The 15,681-nt window shown below is 68.6% G+C and carries 15 protein-coding genes; 11 read left to right on the forward strand and 4 right to left on the reverse strand.

Going from position 1 to position 15,681, the window contains the following annotated elements:
- Nucleotides 1-6 precede the first annotated feature (6 nt).
- A complete protein-coding gene (locus tag OVY01_RS11610) occupies nucleotides 7-795 on the forward strand; it encodes a TatD family hydrolase (protein ID WP_267847579.1) in 789 nt (262 codons plus the stop codon).
- A 48-nt stretch (nucleotides 796-843) separates the two neighbouring features.
- Nucleotides 844-3,405, forward strand: a complete 2,562-nt coding sequence (locus OVY01_RS11615) for a DNA internalization-related competence protein ComEC/Rec2 (protein WP_267847580.1) — start codon at nucleotides 844-846, stop codon at nucleotides 3,403-3,405.
- Here the strand turns inward: OVY01_RS11615 and OVY01_RS11620 are convergent.
- Nucleotides 3,332-4,150 (reverse strand): hypothetical protein, encoded by an 819-nt coding sequence (locus tag OVY01_RS11620; RefSeq protein WP_267847581.1) that lies wholly within the window; start codon nucleotides 4,148-4,150, stop codon nucleotides 3,332-3,334. The two genes, OVY01_RS11615 and OVY01_RS11620, sit on opposite strands and share 74 nt — an antisense overlap.
- 358 nt (nucleotides 4,151-4,508) lie before the next feature.
- Here OVY01_RS11620 and pyrG point away from each other — a divergent pair, with 358 nt between their 5' ends.
- The 4 genes from pyrG to ftsB all read left to right on the forward strand — a co-directional run bounded on the left by pyrG (nucleotide 4,509) and on the right by ftsB (nucleotide 8,992).
- A complete protein-coding gene (pyrG, locus tag OVY01_RS11625; RefSeq protein ID WP_267847582.1) occupies nucleotides 4,509-6,182 on the forward strand; it encodes a CTP synthase in 1,674 nt (557 codons plus the stop codon).
- Nucleotides 6,169-7,023, forward strand: a complete 855-nt coding sequence (gene kdsA, locus OVY01_RS11630; RefSeq protein ID WP_267847583.1) for a 3-deoxy-8-phosphooctulonate synthase — start codon at nucleotides 6,169-6,171, stop codon at nucleotides 7,021-7,023. The genes pyrG and kdsA overlap by 14 nt, the downstream gene beginning before the upstream one ends.
- A 146-nt stretch (nucleotides 7,024-7,169) precedes the next feature.
- Complete coding sequence (gene eno, locus OVY01_RS11635; protein ID WP_267847584.1) at nucleotides 7,170-8,456, forward strand: phosphopyruvate hydratase; 1,287 nt, start codon at nucleotides 7,170-7,172, stop codon at nucleotides 8,454-8,456.
- Between the two features lie 56 nt (nucleotides 8,457-8,512).
- Entirely contained in the window at nucleotides 8,513-8,992 is a 480-nt protein-coding gene (gene ftsB, locus OVY01_RS11640) for a cell division protein FtsB (RefSeq protein WP_267847585.1), read from the forward strand.
- On the opposite strand, the gene OVY01_RS11645 is transcribed toward ftsB, so the two are convergent.
- Genes OVY01_RS11645 through OVY01_RS11655 form a run of 3 tightly spaced genes read right to left on the reverse strand, consistent with a single transcriptional unit; the run spans nucleotide 8,967 to nucleotide 11,035 of the window.
- A complete protein-coding gene (locus tag OVY01_RS11645) occupies nucleotides 8,967-9,482 on the reverse strand; it encodes a hypothetical protein (RefSeq protein ID WP_267847586.1) in 516 nt (171 codons plus the stop codon). The genes ftsB and OVY01_RS11645 overlap by 26 nt on opposite strands.
- A 29-nt stretch (nucleotides 9,483-9,511) precedes the next feature.
- Nucleotides 9,512-10,462 carry an Hsp33 family molecular chaperone HslO gene (gene hslO, locus OVY01_RS11650; protein WP_267847587.1) on the reverse strand — a complete coding sequence of 317 codons (951 nt, stop codon included), beginning with the start codon at nucleotides 10,460-10,462 and terminating at the stop codon, nucleotides 9,512-9,514.
- A 48-nt stretch (nucleotides 10,463-10,510) separates the two neighbouring features.
- The gene (locus tag OVY01_RS11655) at nucleotides 10,511-11,035 is read right to left on the reverse strand and encodes a gamma carbonic anhydrase family protein (protein ID WP_267847588.1); all 525 of its coding nucleotides are present in this window, start codon (nucleotides 11,033-11,035) and stop codon (nucleotides 10,511-10,513) included.
- 439 nt (nucleotides 11,036-11,474) lie between these two features.
- On the opposite strand from OVY01_RS11655, the gene OVY01_RS11660 reads away from it, so the two are divergent.
- From OVY01_RS11660 to dapA, 5 genes are all read left to right on the forward strand, one after another.
- Nucleotides 11,475-12,320, forward strand: a complete 846-nt coding sequence (locus tag OVY01_RS11660; RefSeq protein ID WP_432422208.1) for a ferritin-like domain-containing protein — start codon at nucleotides 11,475-11,477, stop codon at nucleotides 12,318-12,320.
- A 39-nt stretch (nucleotides 12,321-12,359) separates the two neighbouring features.
- Nucleotides 12,360-13,193 carry a 3',5'-nucleoside bisphosphate phosphatase gene (locus OVY01_RS11665; RefSeq protein ID WP_267847589.1) on the forward strand — a complete coding sequence of 278 codons (834 nt, stop codon included), beginning with the start codon at nucleotides 12,360-12,362 and terminating at the stop codon, nucleotides 13,191-13,193.
- A 16-nt stretch (nucleotides 13,194-13,209) separates the two neighbouring features.
- Complete coding sequence (locus tag OVY01_RS11670) at nucleotides 13,210-13,845, forward strand: L-threonylcarbamoyladenylate synthase (RefSeq protein WP_267847590.1); 636 nt, start codon at nucleotides 13,210-13,212, stop codon at nucleotides 13,843-13,845.
- A gap of 115 nt (nucleotides 13,846-13,960) precedes the next feature.
- A complete protein-coding gene (locus OVY01_RS11675; protein ID WP_267847591.1) occupies nucleotides 13,961-14,626 on the forward strand; it encodes a site-2 protease family protein in 666 nt (221 codons plus the stop codon).
- 148 nt (nucleotides 14,627-14,774) lie between these two features.
- Nucleotides 14,775-15,665: a 4-hydroxy-tetrahydrodipicolinate synthase gene (dapA, locus tag OVY01_RS11680; protein WP_267847592.1), complete on the forward strand. Its 891-nt coding sequence runs from the start codon at nucleotides 14,775-14,777 to the stop codon at nucleotides 15,663-15,665.
- Nucleotides 15,666-15,681: the final 16 nt, after the last annotated feature.

Below are 15,681 nucleotides of genomic sequence, written 5' to 3' on the forward strand. Positions count from 1 at the left end.
CAGCCGATGTGGATCGATACCCACTGCCATCTGGATGCCGGTGAATTCGACGCCGATCGCGACCAGGTCGCCGCCGCCGCGCGGGCGGCGGGCGTCGCGACGATCGTCATCCCGGCGGTGACCCCGGCGAACTTCGCCACGGTGCGCGCGCTGGCGCATCGCATCCAGGGCGGCGCGTACGCGCTGGGGATCCATCCGCTGTTCACCGCCCAGGCCGACGACGCGGCGCTGGCGACCCTGCGCGCGGCGATCGTCGCGAGCCTGGACGATTCCCGTTTCGTCGGCATCGGCGAAATCGGCCTGGACTACTTCGTGCCCGGGCTCGACGACGCGCGCCAGCGCGGGGTCTTCGATGCCCAGTTGCGGCTGGCGAGAGAATTCGATCTGCCGGTGATCTGCCATGTGCGGCGTGCGCAGGATCAGGTGCTGCATGGTTTGCGGCGCTTCGGCCTCACGCAGGGCATCGCGCATGCGTTCAACGGCAGCCGCCAGCAGGCGGATGGGTTCATCCGCCAGGGCTTCAGGCTGGGCTTCGGCGGCGCGATGACCTTCGAGCGCGCGCTGCAGATCCGGCGGCTCGCGCAGACGCTGCCGCTCGAGGCGGTGGTCGTCGAAACCGACGCGCCCGATATTGCGCCTGCCTGGCGCTACAGGCAGCGCAACAGCCCCGATCAGGTGCCGCGCATTGCCCAGACCCTGGCGCAGCTGCGCGAACTGTCCCTCGACCAACTGGCCGACTGCACGACGGCCAATGCGTTCGCCGCCTTGCCGCGGCTGGCGCACGTGCCGCGATAATTCCTGCCTGAGCGGCGCGCGGGCGCCGCAGACTCGAGGGGCAGGAGGATGCGGATCTTCGCGCCGGCGTTCGCGGTGGGGGCCTGTGCGGTGCAGCGCGCCGCCAGCCTGCCGTCGTCGGCGCTGCTGGCGGCCCTGACGCTGGCCTGCGTACTGTTCCTGCTCGCGTCCCGATACTCCCGCGCGTGGCGTTGCGTGCCGCCGTTCCTGCTGGCCAGCGCGGCGCTTCTCGCCGGATACGACTGGGCCGCGTGGCGTGCGCAGATGCGGCTTTCGACCGTGCTGCCCGAAGCGCTCGAACAACGCGATGTGCGCCTGAGCGGACGGGTAGAGGGCCTGCCCGAGCCGGCCGACGACGGCGTGCGGTTTGTCCTGCGGGTGGAGGCGGTGCATTCCGCGCTGCCGGCCGGGGTGGCCGCGGCGCGCTTCCCGGCGCGCGTGCGTCTGTCGTGGACGAGCGCGTACCGCAGGGGGAGCGTGGTGCCGGCGCTCGAAGCGGGGCAGCGCTGGACCTTGACGGTGCGTCTGAAACGGCCGCATGGCAACGCGAATTTCGGGGGTTTCGACACCGAGGCGTGGCTGCTGCGACGCGGCATCCGCGCCACCGGCCACGTCCGTACGGGACAGCCGGCGGTGGCGGCCGATGGCATCTCCCCGCCGGACGCCACCCTGTTCGCCGCGCGGGCATGGATCGATCGCGTGCGCGGCGGCATCGCGCGGCGAATCGACGCGGTCCTGCCGCAGCGGCCGCATGCGGGCGTGGTGACCGCGCTGGCGATCGGTTATCAGGGCGGGATCACGCGCGCGGACTGGCTGCGTTTCAGTCGGACCGGCACGAACCATCTGGTGGCCGTGTCGGGTCTGCACGTCGGTCTCGTCGCCGGCTTCGCCGCGCTGCTGGGGGGCGGTCTCTGGCGGCGTGGCGTCTGGCGGGGCCGCGCCTTGCCGTTGCGCTGGCCGGCGCCGCGCCTGGGCGCCGTCTGCGCGCTGCTGGCGGCGGCATGGTTCGTGGCGCTGGCCGGTTTCGGCGTCCCGGCGCAACGGGCTTTCTGGATGCTGGCGGTGGTGTGCGCGGCCGCGTTCGCCGGCCGCGCGCCGGCACCGTCGCGGGTGCTCGCGTGGGCGCTGCTGGCGGTCGTCGTGGCGGACCCCTGGGCGGTGTCGGCGGCCGGTTTCTGGCTGTCGTTCGGCGCGGTGGCGGCGATCGCCTTCGCAACGACGTCGACGGCGCGGGCCGTGACGCCGCACGACGCGGCGGTGCCGGCCGCGGCGACGGCAGCAGCGGCGTTGCCCGCCTCCCCCCGGCACGGTCCGGCGCGCTCGCCCGCGGGTCCCGCGCGCCGTGCCTGGCGGCGCGCCTGGCCGCATCTGGCCGCGGGCCTCGGCGGCGCGGCGCGGGTGCAGATCGCCGTCACGGTCGCCCTGGTGCCGGCGGGTGCGAGCCTCTTCGGGCAGGTGCCGCTGCTCGGGCCGCTCGCGAATGCCGTGGCGATTCCCTGGGTGAGTTTCCTGGTGGTGCCGGCGGTATTGGCGGGCGTGGTGCTGCCCGCACCCTGCGATGCGCTGGCGTTTCATGCCGCCCATACGCTGATCGCCTGGCTCGGCCGCGCGCTCGATGTGCTTGCCGCGCCCGGGTGGGCCATGCTGAACGTCGCCGCGCCCGACGTACCGACGCTCGCGGCCGCGCTGCTCGGCGTGGCATGGGGACTCGGCCCGCGCGGCCTGCCGTTGCAGCGGCTCGCGCCGCTTCTGTGCGCGCCGCTGTTTCTCTACCGGCCGGCGCCGCCGGGCAGCGGCGAATTTCGCGTGACGCTGCTGGATGTCGGGCAGGGCATGGCGGCGCTGGTCGAGACACGCGGGCACCGCATGCTCTACGACACCGGCCCGCCGATGGGCCGCACCGATGCCGGCGAACGTCTGATCGTGCCGTCGCTGCGCGTACAGGGCGTGACCACGCTCGACACGCTGGTCGTCAGCCACGATCACGACGATCATTACGGCGGCGCGCGCACGGTGCTCACCCAGATGACGACGCGGCAGCTGCTGGCATCGCTGCCGCCGGCGCAGCCTCTATGGATGACCGCGCGCGACGGCGGCGCGCGCGTCACCCGCTGTCGGCGAGGTGCGTCATGGCGCTGGGACGGGGTGACGTTCGAGGTTTTGTGGCCGGCGGACCCGGATGCCGGCGCCGCGCCCAATGGCATGAGTTGCGTGATCCGCGTAGCCAACGCGCGGCACACGCTCCTGCTCGCCGGCGATATCGAAGCACCGCAGGAGGCAGCGATGCTGCGTGCCGCGACGCCACTCGATGCGACGATCCTGCTCGCGCCGCACCATGGCAGCCGGACGTCCTCCACCGATGCCTTCGTCGCCGCGGTCGCGCCGGCGCACGTGGTCTTTCAGATGGGCTATCTGAACCGGTACCGGCATCCGCACCCGCAGGTCGTCGCACGCTACGCGCGGCAAGGGGCGCAGTCGTACCGAAGCGACCGCGACGGCGCCGTGCGCTTCGAAACGCATGGCGCCCGTCTCGACGTTATGGCCTACCGTAGAAATCTTCGACGCTACTGGATGGCGGCATGGCCTCGTACGGCGTCCGATGCGTCTTGACGGTGTGCGGGATGCCCGCTCGGGTGGCCGGCGAGGGGGCGAAGGCGGGCAACGTCGGCAGTACCGAACCGGTGGCGTCCGCGCGATTCGCCGCAATCCCGGCGGCCGCCTGCTGCGTACTGGCCATGCCGGCGTCGACCGATCCCGGCGCGGCGGCGATGCCCGCCGCGGGCGCGGAGGGATGACGCGATGCCGGGGCAGGTACCGCCGAAGTGCGTGGCGATGCGGGCGCGCGCGCCATCCGGTTGGCCGGCGGCCGGTGTTGGGCGATCGCGCGCCGCGCCGCGTCTATCTGTATCTGACGGTGTTTCTGCAAGGCGGGCGTGGGCACCAACGTGGCTTCGGGGCGCCCCTGCGCGGCCGCTGCGGCGGCTGGCGCCGGCGTCGGCGCGTGTGACGTCGCGGCGGTCGCCGCTTCCGACGCCGTGTCATCGGGATGCGGCGTCACGGCCGATGTATCGGGTTGCGGATCGGGGTACGTCGGCGCGCCGGCCGACGAGGCGGCGCTGGCGACGCCGGCGGCCGTGGCGGAGGCCAGCGCGATCGCCGCCGCCGCGGCCGCATCCAGCCCGGTCGCGGAGGCCGCTTGTGCCGCGAGCCCCGCCGTGGATGCGTCGTCGGGGAACGCCTCTTTTACCGCGGCGTCCTTTTCCGGCTCCGATTTATGGCACATCGAGAAGAACAGGACAGCGATGCCGGCCACCACGAGGGCGATCCGTATGAACCACATTCCGATCTTTGGCATGAGAGACCCTGGCGAGAAATGGAAGGCGTTCCGGCCCCCGGCACATTGACCCGCAGCAGTTGTTCGCTGCGGGGAATCACCACGCTGCGGCGCGGCGCGGGATGAGGGAACGGCTTCTGACGGACTCTAATCGTCCCGGCGCGGCCCGCGCGCGCCGGCTTCCGCGCAACGCACGTATCTTCGCCCCGTGCGCCGCAACGCGAGACGGTCCCGCGGGTCGCGCACAGGGCACGCCGGCCGCGCCGTGGAGAAGGGGAAAATCCGCCGCACCGGACGCGGCGTAAAAAAACGCGCGGGGGGACGCGTGTGCGGTGCGGCTTCTACGGTATAATTCCGCTTTCCCGCGAGCAATCCTGCGATGACCAAATATGTGTTCGTCACCGGCGGAGTCGTTTCCTCACTCGGAAAAGGAATCTCCGCCGCGTCCCTTGCCGCGATTCTCGAATCGCGCGGCCTCAAAGTCACTCTTCTCAAGCTTGACCCCTACATCAACGTCGATCCCGGCACGATGAGCCCCTTCCAGCACGGTGAGGTGTTCGTGACCGAGGACGGCGCGGAGACCGACCTCGACCTCGGTCACTACGAGCGCTTCATCAGCACGAAGATGCGCCGTGCGAACAACTTCACGACCGGCCAGATTTACGAATCGGTGCTGCGCAAGGAACGCCGCGGGGAATACCTCGGCAAGACCGTGCAGGTCATTCCGCACATCACCAACGAGATCCAGGCCTTCATCGAGCGCGGCGCGCGGCTCGCGACCTGCGGCGAACCCGACGTGGCGATCGTCGAGATCGGCGGCACCGTCGGCGACATCGAATCGCTGCCGTTCCTCGAGGCAGCGCGCCAGATGAGCCTGCGCCTCGGGCGCAACCAGGCGTGCTTCGTTCACCTGACCCTGGTCCCGTGGATCGGTTCGGCGGGCGAGCTGAAGACCAAGCCCACGCAGCACAGCGTGCAGAAGCTGCGCGAGATCGGCATCCTGCCGACCGCGCTGATCTGCCGCGCGGACCGGCCGATTCCGGACGACGAGCGCGCGAAGATCTCGATGTTCTCGAACGTCCACCAGGAAGCCGTGATCTCGGTGTGGGACGTCGACAGCATCTACAAGATCCCGCAGATGCTCAACGATCAGGGCCTCGATCAGCTCATCTGCGACGAATTGAAGCTCGCGCCGAAGCCGGCGGACCTGTCGATGTGGGCGCGGCTGGTGGATGCGCTCGGCAAGTTCGAAAACGAAGTGACCATCGGCATGGTCGGCAAGTACGTCGATCTGACCGAGTCGTACAAGTCGCTGATCGAGTCGCTCAAGCACGCGTCGATCCACACGTCGACGCGGGTCAACATCGAGTACATCGATTCCGAAGAAATCGAGAAGGACGGCGTGGGCGCGCTCGCGCACCTCGACGCCGTGCTGGTGCCGGGCGGCTTCGGACGCCGGGGCACCGAGGGCAAGATCGATGCGATCCGCTATGCGCGCGAGGCCAAGGTGCCGTACCTCGGCATCTGCCTGGGCATGCAGCTGGCGGTGATCGAATTCGCACGGCATGTCGTCGGGCTCGACGGCGCGAACAGCACGGAGTTCGATCCGATGACCGGCGCGCCGGTCGTCGCGTTGATCACCGAATGGTACGACCGCGACGGCCGCGTCGAGAAGCGCACCGAGCAGTCGGATCTGGGCGGCACGATGCGCCTGGGTTCGCAGCGTTGCGCGATCAAGCCGGGCACGCGCGCGCAGACCATCTATGGCGACGACGTCAACGAACGGCATCGTCACCGCTATGAAGTCAATAACCGCTACGTGCCCCAGCTCGAACAGAAGGGCATGGTGATCAGCGCGCGCACCCCGACCGAGGAACTGCCGGAGATGATGGAACTGCGCGACGATCTGCACCCGTGGTTCGTCGGCGTCCAGTTCCATCCGGAATTCACGTCGACGCCGCGCGACGGTCACCCGCTCTTCACGTCGTTCGTGCGCGCCGCGCTCGCCCGTCAGCAGTCGCGTGCCCAGGAGATGCTTCGTGAAGCTGTGTAATTACGACGTCGGCCTCGACAAGCCGTTCTTCCTGATCGCCGGCACCTGCGTGGTCGAGTCCGAGCAGATGACGATCGACACCGCGGGCCATCTGGTCGAGTTGTGCCGCGAACTGCAGATTCCGTTCGTCTACAAGTCTTCGTACGACAAGGCGAACCGCAGTTCGGGCAAGACCTTCCGCGGGCCGGGCATGGACGAAGGTCTGCGCATCCTGTCCGAGGTGCGTCGCCAGCTGGGCGTGCCGGTGCTGACCGACGTGCACGCGATCGACGAGATCGAGCAGGTTGCGGCGGCCGTCGACGTGCTGCAGACGCCGGCCTTTCTGTGTCGGCAGACGGATTTCATCCGGGCGGTCGCGCAGTCGGGCAAGCCGGTGAACATCAAGAAGGGCCAGTTCCTCGCGCCGCATGACATGAAGAACGTGATCGACAAGGCGCGGGATGCGGCACGCGAGGCGGGATTGTCCGAGGATCGCTTCTTCGCGTGCGAGCGCGGTGTTTCGTTCGGTTACAACAATCTCGTGTCGGACATGCGTTCTCTTGCGATCATGCGGGAAACGGGTGCGCCGGTCGTGTTCGATGCCACCCACTCGGTGCAGTTGCCGGGCGGGCAGGGCACGAGTTCCGGTGGTCAGCGCGAGTTCGTGCCGGTGCTGTCGCGCGCCGCGGTGGCGACCGGCGTGGCGGGCCTGTTCATGGAAACCCATCCGGACCCGTCGAAGGCGATGTCGGATGGTCCGAACGCGGTGCCGTTGCGACAGATGCGCCGCCTGCTGGAGACGTTGAAGACGCTGGACGAGGCGGTCAAGCGCGAGCCGTTCCTGGAGAACGACTTCAACTAGAGCGTGCAAGCCGCACACGCCGGGCCGGCGTGCCCGGCCAGGGCGCGGGGCCAATCGCCTGATCAGTTTGCCAAAAATAACGCATGCCGGGGTCGCATTGCTTGGCGGCCGGGATGCCCGACGGATTTTGTCATTTCGAGAAAACTATGAGTGCTATCGTTGATATCATCGGCCGCGAGATTCTGGATTCGCGCGGCAATCCCACCGTCGAGTGCGACGTGTTGCTGGAGTCGGGCACGATGGGCCGCGCGGCGGTCCCCTCGGGCGCGTCCACCGGTTCGCGCGAGGCGATCGAACTGCGTGACGGCGACGCGCGCCGGTATCTCGGCAAGGGGGTGCTCACGGCGGTCGAGCATCTCAATACCGAGATCTCGGAAGCGATTCTGGGACTGGACGCGGCCGAACAGGCCTTCCTCGACAAGACCCTGATCGAGCTCGACGGCACCGACAACAAGTCGCGCCTGGGCGCGAACGCGATGCTTGCGGTGTCGATGGCGGTCGCCAAGGCCGCCGCCGAGGAAGCCGGCCTGCCGCTGTATCGCTATTTCGGCGGTTCCGGCGCGATGCAGTTGCCGGTGCCGATGATGAACATCATCAACGGCGGCGCGCACGCGAACAACAGCCTGGACATCCAGGAATTCATGATCGTGCCGGTGGGTCCGTCGACGTTCCGCGAAGCGCTGCGCGCCGGTACGGAAGTCTTCCACTCGCTGAAGAAAATCCTGGCCGACCGGGGTTTCAGCACCGCCGTGGGCGACGAAGGCGGTTTCGCGCCGAACTTCACGTCGAACGACGACTGCCTGTCGACCGTGCTCCAGGCAATCGAGGCGGCGGGTTACCGCCCTGGCGAGGATATCCTGCTGGCGCTCGACTGCGCATCGTCGGAGTTCTACAAGGACGGCCGCTACAGGCTGGCGGGCGAGAATCTGGAACTGTCGTCGGAGGAATTCACGCACTACCTGGAAACGCTGGCCGGCAAGTTCCCGATCGTCTCGATCGAGGACGGCATGGCGGAGAACGACTGGGAAGGCTGGAAATACCACACGGACACGCTGGGCAAGAAGCTGCAGCTGGTGGGTGACGATCTGTTCGTGACGAACACGAAAATCCTGAAGGAAGGCATTGCCCAGGGCGTCGCGAATTCGATCCTGATCAAGATCAATCAGATCGGCACGCTGACCGAGACGTTCGCGGCCATCGAGATGGCCAAGCGCGCCGGCTATACCTCGGTCGTGTCGCATCGTTCGGGCGAAACCGAGGATTCCACGATCGCCGACATCGCCGTCGGACTGAACGTCGGGCAGATCAAGACCGGTTCGCTGTCCCGCAGCGATCGCATCGCGAAGTACAACCAGCTGCTGCGCATCGAGGAAGATCTGGGCGACATCGCCAGCTACCCGGGTCGATCGACCTTCTATAACCTCGCACGATAAGGCCCTGCGATGCCGCCGCCCCGCCGGGTGCGGGCTGCGGCGGCAAATTCGATCCTATGCGGCCTGTTACATTTGTTCTGATTGCCTTGCTCGCGTTCGTCCAGTACCCCCTGTGGTGGGGAATGGGCGGATGGCTGCGCGTTCATGACCTGCAGCAGCAGTTCTCCGACCAGCTGCGCACGAATACCGAGCTCAAGGCGCGCAACGATCGCATCGCCGGAGAAGTGGACGACCTGCAGAACGGCACGGCGGCCATCGAGGAACGGGCGCGCTACGAACTGGGCATGGTCAAGAACGACGAAGTGTTCGTTCAGTTCGTCTCGCCGCAGGACCAGGCACGGCTGCCGTCGCTGAGTTCCAATCTGCCGTCCACGCGCGGCCAGGTATCGGCGGCACCCCTGCGCGTGGTGCCCGAACCGCCGGCGCATGGCCGCGCCGAGACCAAGCGGCTGGAAGCCGCGGCGGCCCGGCACAAGGCCGGCGCGGAGAAATCCCGTGCGGCGCGGGGCGCTACCGGCCCCAACGCCGACCGATGAATACCCCGGAGCGCGGTCCTCTCCAACCGCCTCCGTACCCGCTCGGCCCGTACCCGTATCCGTACCCATACCATCCGGGTCCTCCCCAGCAATAGAACGCGGGTCCACCCCAGCCGTAAAACGCCGGTCCCGTCCAGCCATAGCCGCCGTAACCATCGCCGTAATACAGCGGTGACTGTGCGGCAAGCGCGCTCGCGGCGCGCGCCGCGGCGTCGGCGCGAATCGCGTTTTCCGAATCCTGGAGCGCCTGCCGGTCGATCTGGTCGTATCGCCGTGCCTGTTCGTCCGCGTCGGGCAGGGGCGCGATTGCGGACGATGCCGCCGCGCCCGGCGCATCCGCAGGCAGACGGCTCAGAATCGTGCCGTCCGGGGCGAGCGGCGGCGCCGCACAGCCGGCCAACCCCGCCAGCACCGTCAGCGCGAAGGCGGCGGTGCGCAGGCGCGACCCGGTTCGAGAGGTGGCACGCATAGCGGCAAGGACGGGTGTCATGGGGGTTTCCTGGCAGCGGCGCTGCGATATCAGTGGCGTTGGTCGGGCGCTGCGGCGACGGTACGCGCGGCATCCCCGACGAAAAGCTGCGCGGCGTCGACGGGATCGAACACATAGCGCTGGTTGCAGAACTCGCAATGCACCTCGACTTCGCCGGATTCCGCGAGAATGCTTTCGACTTCCTCACGCCCCAGCATCGTCAGCATGCCACCCACCTTGTCGCGCGAACAGGTGCAGGCGAAACGCGTCGTTCCGGAGGCCATCGGTTCGCGCGGCTCTTCCCAGAACAGGCGGTGCAGCAGCGTCGCCGCGTCGGCGCCCAGCATCTCGGGCGCGTTCAGCGTGCTCCCGAGCGTGCAGACGCGGTCCCAGGTATCGGCATCCACTTCCGTCGTGCCTTGCGTGGCATTCGGACCGCCAGTGAGCGGCAGCTTCTGCAGCAGCATGCCGACCGCCCGCTGCGCGTCCGCCGCCAGCCACAGCCGCGTATCGAGTTGCTCGGACCGATGCATGTAGTGTTCGAGCACTTTCGCGATCGTCGGGATCGGGCCGGTTTCATCGGTGAGCGGCACGACGCCCTGATAGGGCTGCTGGCCGGGCTTCTTGTCGCGCGGGTCGAGCGTGATCGCGCAGCGTCCCTGACCGTTCGTGTTGACCAGATCGGTGAAGCTGGCGTCAGGCGCGATCTCGGCGGCATCGACGGAAAGTTTCGCGGTGGCCCGCATCGTCAGGTCCGCATGGCATTCGACCACCAGCATGCGCAGCGGGCCATCCCCGTAGATCTGGATCACCAGCGCGCCGTCGAATTTCAGATTCGCCGAGAGCAGGGCGGCGGCGGCCATCATTTCGCCGAGCATCGCGCGCACCGGCGCCGGGTAGTCGCGGCGCGACAGCACGTCGTGCCAGGTCTGGTGGAGCGTAACGAATTCGCCGCGTACGGGCGCGGTTTTGAACATGAATCTCTGCAACTGGTCGTTCACGACATTTTCCTCGGAGGGCATACGCCCATCTAGCGATGGCGCGGCGTTTTATCCCACGCGCACCAGGTTTTCCTTGTAGTAACGGCAGCGCTCGACGTAATGCTGCGCATTGCGTCGCAATGCCGCGATGTCCTGCGCGGTCAGCTCGCGCGCGACTCGGGCGGGCGCTCCCAGCACCAGCACGCCCGGGCCGAAGCGCTTGCCTTCGGTGACGACGGCACCTGCGCCCACCAGCGTGTTTTCGTCGATGACCGCGCCGTTGAGCAGAATCGCCTGGATGCCGATCATCGCGTTGCGCCCGATCGTGCAGCCGTGCAGCATCGCCTGATGCCCGATCGTCACGCCCGGCGCGATATGCATCGGATAGCCCGCGTCGGTATGCAGGATCGCGCCGTCCTGGACATTGCTGCCCGCGCCCACCACGATGACCTCGTTATCGCCCCGCAGCACCGCGCCCGGCCAGACGCTGGCACCGGCTTCGAGAACCACCTGGCCGATCAGCGTGGCATCGGGCGCGACGAATGCCGTTTCGTCGATGGTGGGCACATGCTCGCCGAGGCGGTAAATCGTCATGTCGTTTCCTGTTGCGCCGAAGGCGCGAATACCGCGGGCCGGGGTGAAGCCGGCACGTGGCGCGCTCCAGCCGATATGGGGGTAAATGGCCTAAAATAAAGAGCTTCCGGCCGGGCCGGTCACTGCGTTCGCCGTGTTCGCCGTGTTCGTTGTGTTCGCCGTGTTCGCGTATGCTCGATGCGGTGCGACCCGACGCTGCAAGCCGCGCGCGGCGGCGCGAGCGCCTGGCGCCACGACCGCCGGAACCCGCGCGACAGTCCCGCTATCGGGCCGTAAATAACCGATTGTAACGTGCGCCGCGCCGCTGTCGGCCGCCGTGCCTCGGCCGCGCCGCCGCAACCCGTCCATCGCATGAGCGCCTGCGTCCCCATGCGCCGCTGCGCTCCCTTATCGTCCGAACGCCGCTCACGTGCTACCGATACCGTCCTCCGCCTCCCGCTTGCCCGGTCCGTCGCGTTCGCCCGCGCCCGACGGCGCGCTTCCGGAGGCTCGCCTGCTTGCGGCGTGCGCGCTTGGCGAAGCCGATCCGCGGCGCAAGGCACAGGCCGCACGCAGGCTCTACGACGGCCTGCGCGCCGGCGCCTGCGCAATCGATCCGGCCCGCCCCATCGTGCTGCCCGACCTGCCCGGACGTCCCGAGCGGCCCGTGCTGGTCGCGCCCCGCGAACTGTCCCGGCGCGGCGTGCAGACGCTGGAAGGCCGGGTGGCGATGCTGCACGCGATCGCCCATATCGAATTCAACGCGATCAATCTGGCGCTCGACGCGATCGCCCGGTTTCCGGCGCTGCCGCTCGACTATTACCTGGACTGGGGGCGGGTGGCGGCGGAAGAGGGCTACCACTTCACGCTGCTTGCCGATCACCTGGAGCGGCTCGGCGGCGCCTATGGCGCGCACCCCGCGCACGACGGACTGTGGGACATGGCGGTGCGCACCCGTGGCGACGTGCTGGCGCGCATGGCGCTGGTGCCGCGCACGCTCGAGGCCCGCGGGCTGGACGCGGCGCCGCCGATTCGCGCGAAACTCGCGCAGGCGGGCGATACCGTCGCCGCGGGCATCCTGGACATCATCCTGCGCGACGAGATCGTGCATGTGGCGATCGGCAACCGCTGGTTTCGCTGGCTGTGCCAACGTGCCGGTCACGACCCGCTGGCGTTTTACGCCGTGCTCGCGCGCGACTATCGCGCACCTCGCCTGAAAGGGCCGTTCAACCTGCCGGCGCGACGCGCGGCCGGCTTCGGCGAAGACGAACTGGATGCATTGCAGCGCGACGCGGGCGTGCCCTGAGCGCGCATCGCATGCCGGTCATTACGGTAGAATGAGGACATGACGCTCAATGCCGATCTCCACTGCCACTCAACCGTCTCGGACGGCATGCTCGCGCCGGCCGATGTCGCCGCGCTCGCATCCCGGGGCAAGGTCGACCTCTGGTCGCTGACGGACCACGACGAGCTCGACGGCCAGGCCGCGGCACGCGATGCCGCCGCTGCGCTCGGGATGCGCTACGTTGCCGGCGTCGAAATTTCGGTCACCTGGGCCGCGCGCACCGTGCACATCGTCGGTCTGCGGATCGATCCGGCGCATCCGACCCTCGTCGGCGGTCTGGAACGGACCCGCTCCGGCCGCCTGGCGCGCGCGCGCCTGATCGGCGAGCGGCTGGCGGAAGTCGGCGTGCCGGGCGCGTTCGAGGGCGCGATGCGGTACGTGTCGAACCCCGACATGGTGTCGCGCACGCACTTCGCGCGGTTCCTCGTGGAAAGCGGGGCGGCGCGCTCCACGGGCGACGTCTTCACCCGCTACCTCGCCGAAGGCCGCCCCGGCTTCGTGCCGCATCGCTGGGCGACGCTGGGCGACGCGATGGACTGGATCCATGCCGCTGGCGGCACGGCCATCGTCGCGCACCCCGGGCGGTACGGCTTCACGCCGACCGAATTCGGCGCCCTGTTCGACGAGTTCAAGGAGCGGGGCGGCACGGCGATCGAGGTCGTGACGGGCAGCCATACGCCCGACCAGTACACGCAATACGCGCACGTGGCGCAGCGCTACGGGTTCCGCGCGTCGCGCGGCTCGGATTTCCATGGTCTGGGCGAGGGCCGGCACGCGCCCGGCACGCTGCCGCCGCTGCCGGCGGGCCTGGTGCCGGTATGGCAGGACTGGTAAGGAATCGCGGACACAGATGGCACAGTTTTTTCGCATTCATCCCGACAACCCGCAGCCGCGTCTGATCAAGCAGGCCGTGGAGATCATCAACGCCGGCGGCATCGTCGCGTTGCCGACCGATTCCAGCTACGCGCTCGCCTGCCATCTCGACGACCGCGCCGCGGTGGAACGCCTGCGCCGCATCCGCGGCCTCGACGAGCGGCAATTGCTGTCGCTGCTGGTGCGCGACCTGTCCGAGCTGGCGAATTTCGCAGTCGTCGACAACCGCCAGTACCGGTTGCTGAAAGCCGTCACGCCCGGCCCGTATGTCTTCGTCCTCGATGCGAGCAAGGAGGTGCCGCGGCGTCTCTCGCATCCTTCGCGCAAGACCATCGGCCTGCGCGTGCCGGATCATGCGCTGACCCTCGCGCTGCTGGAAGGGCTGGGCCAGGCCTTGATCGCCTCGACCCTCATCCTGCCGCCCGATACCGTGCCGCTGAACGAAGCGGACGCGATCCGCGTGCGTCTGGAAAAGGTGGTGGACCTGGTCATCGACGGGGGGCCTTGCCCGGCCGAGCCGTCGACGGTCGTCGACCTCACGGGTCCGGAGCCGGTGCTGGTGCGCCGCGGCCGGGGATCGCTGGTACCGTTCGGGCTGTCGGACGAGGAATAGCCCGCGCGCATCGCGGGCGTGCGATGCATGTGTGGTGCGTTCGCGATGCAGCGGCCGCGCTTCGTCCGCGCATTGACGCCTGGGACGGCCCGGCGTCTTGCTACAATGCCGCACCATGATCGAATCGCTTATCCAGACCGTCGCGGTCTACGCCCTCCCGGTGTTGTTCGCCATCACCCTCCACGAGGCCGCCCACGGTTACGTCGCCCAGCGTTTCGGCGACAACACGGCGCTGCTGCTGGGCCGCGTGAGCATGAACCCCGCCCGGCATATCGACCCCGTCGGGACGTTGCTGATGCCCCTGGTCCTGTATTTCGCGACCGGCGGCGCCTTTCTTTTCGGTTATGCGAAACCGGTGCCGGTGGACTTCGGCAAGCTGCGCAATCCGCGCTGGCACGCGCTGCTGGTGTCGCTGGCCGGCCCCGGGTGCAATTTCGTTCAGGCCCTGCTGTGGGGCGTGGTCTCCGTGCTGCTGCGGCTGGGCAACGTCACCGAGCCTTTTTTCCTGCGCATGGCCGCGGCGGGCCTGCTGGTGAATCTCGTGATGTGCGTGTTCAACCTGTTCCCGCTGCCGCCGCTGGACGGCGGGCGCATGCTGTTGTGCGTGCTGCCGCCGCGGCAATCGCGCGCACTCGCGCGGCTCGAACCGTACGGGTTCTTCATCGTCATGGCGCTGGTGCTGACCGGGCTGCTCGGACGTTTCTGGCTCACGCCCCTGATGGACCTGGCCTATAGCGCGATCAGCGTGCTGCTGTTGCCGCTGATCGCGCTGGTCCGCTGAATCAGGGCGGGTCCGCGTCGCCCCTGCGTACGGCGCCGGCGAAAGAAACCGTAACCGCGTGGGCGCGGCCTCAGATCTTCCCCCATAGGTCCGCGCACCGGAATCCGTTACAATCGCGAATTACCGAGAACCGACCCCCATCGTGTCCATGACAATCGCCTCTCCCATTCGCGGCAGTCTCGTCGCGCTCGTCACGCCGATGCACGAAGACGGCAGCCTGGATCTGGCCGCGCTACGCGCGCTGCTGGACTGGCACATCGCCGAAGGCACCGACGGCATCGTGATCGTCGGTACCACCGGCGAGTCGCCGACCCTGCCGGTCGAGGAGCACCTGCGGCTGATCCAGACCGCGGTCGAGCACGTCGACAAACGGATTCCCGTCATAGCAGGCGCGGGCGGCAATTCGACGGCCGAGGCGGTCGAACTGACCACTCGGGCGAAAGCACTGGGCGCCGATGCGACGTTGCAGGTGGTGCCGTATTACAACCGGCCGACGCAGGAGGGCATGTACCGCCACTTCGCGACGATCGCCGAGAAGGTCGACCTGCCGGTGATTCTCTACAACGTTCCGGGTCGCACCGTGGCGGACATGGGCAACGAGACGATCCTGCGTCTGGCTGCGGTGCCGGGCATCGTCGGGGTCAAGGACGCCACCGGCAATTTCGATCGCGGCGCGGGCCTGCTGCGCGACGCACCCGCCGGATTCTCGGTGTTCAGCGGCGACGATCTGAGCGCTGTCGCACTGATGCTGCTCGGTGGGCACGGCAATATCTCCGTCACCGCGAACGTCGCGCCGCGCGCGATGCACGACCTGTGCGCCGCGGCGATGCGGGGCGACCTGGCCACCGCGCGCACGCTGCACCTGAAACTGCTGTCGCTGCACCGCGCGCTGTTCGTCGAGGCCAACCCGATCCCGGTGAAGTGGGCGCTGGCGCGTCTGGGCAGGATCGGGAGCGGCATCCGTCTGCCGCTGACGCCGTTGCACGCCGGGTTCCACGACGTCCTCGACGCGGCATTGCGCGACGCGGGCCTGCACTGAACCCCCTGACTTTCCG

The organism is Robbsia betulipollinis (genome assembly GCF_026624755.1).
Lineage (GTDB): Bacteria > Pseudomonadota > Gammaproteobacteria > Burkholderiales > Burkholderiaceae > Robbsia > Robbsia betulipollinis.

Excerpts from the sequence above, each read along its gene's own strand:
- OVY01_RS11610 (WP_267847579.1), top strand. The coding sequence starts at position 7 with ATGTGGATCGATACCCACTGCCATCTGGATGCCGGTGAATTCGACGCC.
- OVY01_RS11615 (WP_267847580.1), top strand. The coding sequence starts at position 844 with ATGCGGATCTTCGCGCCGGCGTTCGCGGTGGGGGCCTGTGCGGTGCAG.
- OVY01_RS11620 (WP_267847581.1), bottom strand. The coding sequence starts at position 4,150 with ATGCCAAAGATCGGAATGTGGTTCATACGGATCGCCCTCGTGGTGGCC.
- pyrG (WP_267847582.1), top strand. The coding sequence starts at position 4,509 with ATGACCAAATATGTGTTCGTCACCGGCGGAGTCGTTTCCTCACTCGGA.
- eno (WP_267847584.1), top strand. The coding sequence starts at position 7,170 with ATGAGTGCTATCGTTGATATCATCGGCCGCGAGATTCTGGATTCGCGC.
- ftsB (WP_267847585.1), top strand. The coding sequence starts at position 8,513 with ATGCGGCCTGTTACATTTGTTCTGATTGCCTTGCTCGCGTTCGTCCAG.
- OVY01_RS11645 (WP_267847586.1), bottom strand. The coding sequence starts at position 9,482 with ATGACACCCGTCCTTGCCGCTATGCGTGCCACCTCTCGAACCGGGTCG.
- OVY01_RS11655 (WP_267847588.1), bottom strand. The coding sequence starts at position 11,035 with ATGACGATTTACCGCCTCGGCGAGCATGTGCCCACCATCGACGAAACG.
- OVY01_RS11665 (WP_267847589.1), top strand. The coding sequence starts at position 12,360 with ATGACGCTCAATGCCGATCTCCACTGCCACTCAACCGTCTCGGACGGC.
- OVY01_RS11670 (WP_267847590.1), top strand. The coding sequence starts at position 13,210 with ATGGCACAGTTTTTTCGCATTCATCCCGACAACCCGCAGCCGCGTCTG.
- OVY01_RS11675 (WP_267847591.1), top strand. The coding sequence starts at position 13,961 with ATGATCGAATCGCTTATCCAGACCGTCGCGGTCTACGCCCTCCCGGTG.
- dapA (WP_267847592.1), top strand. The coding sequence starts at position 14,775 with ATGACAATCGCCTCTCCCATTCGCGGCAGTCTCGTCGCGCTCGTCACG.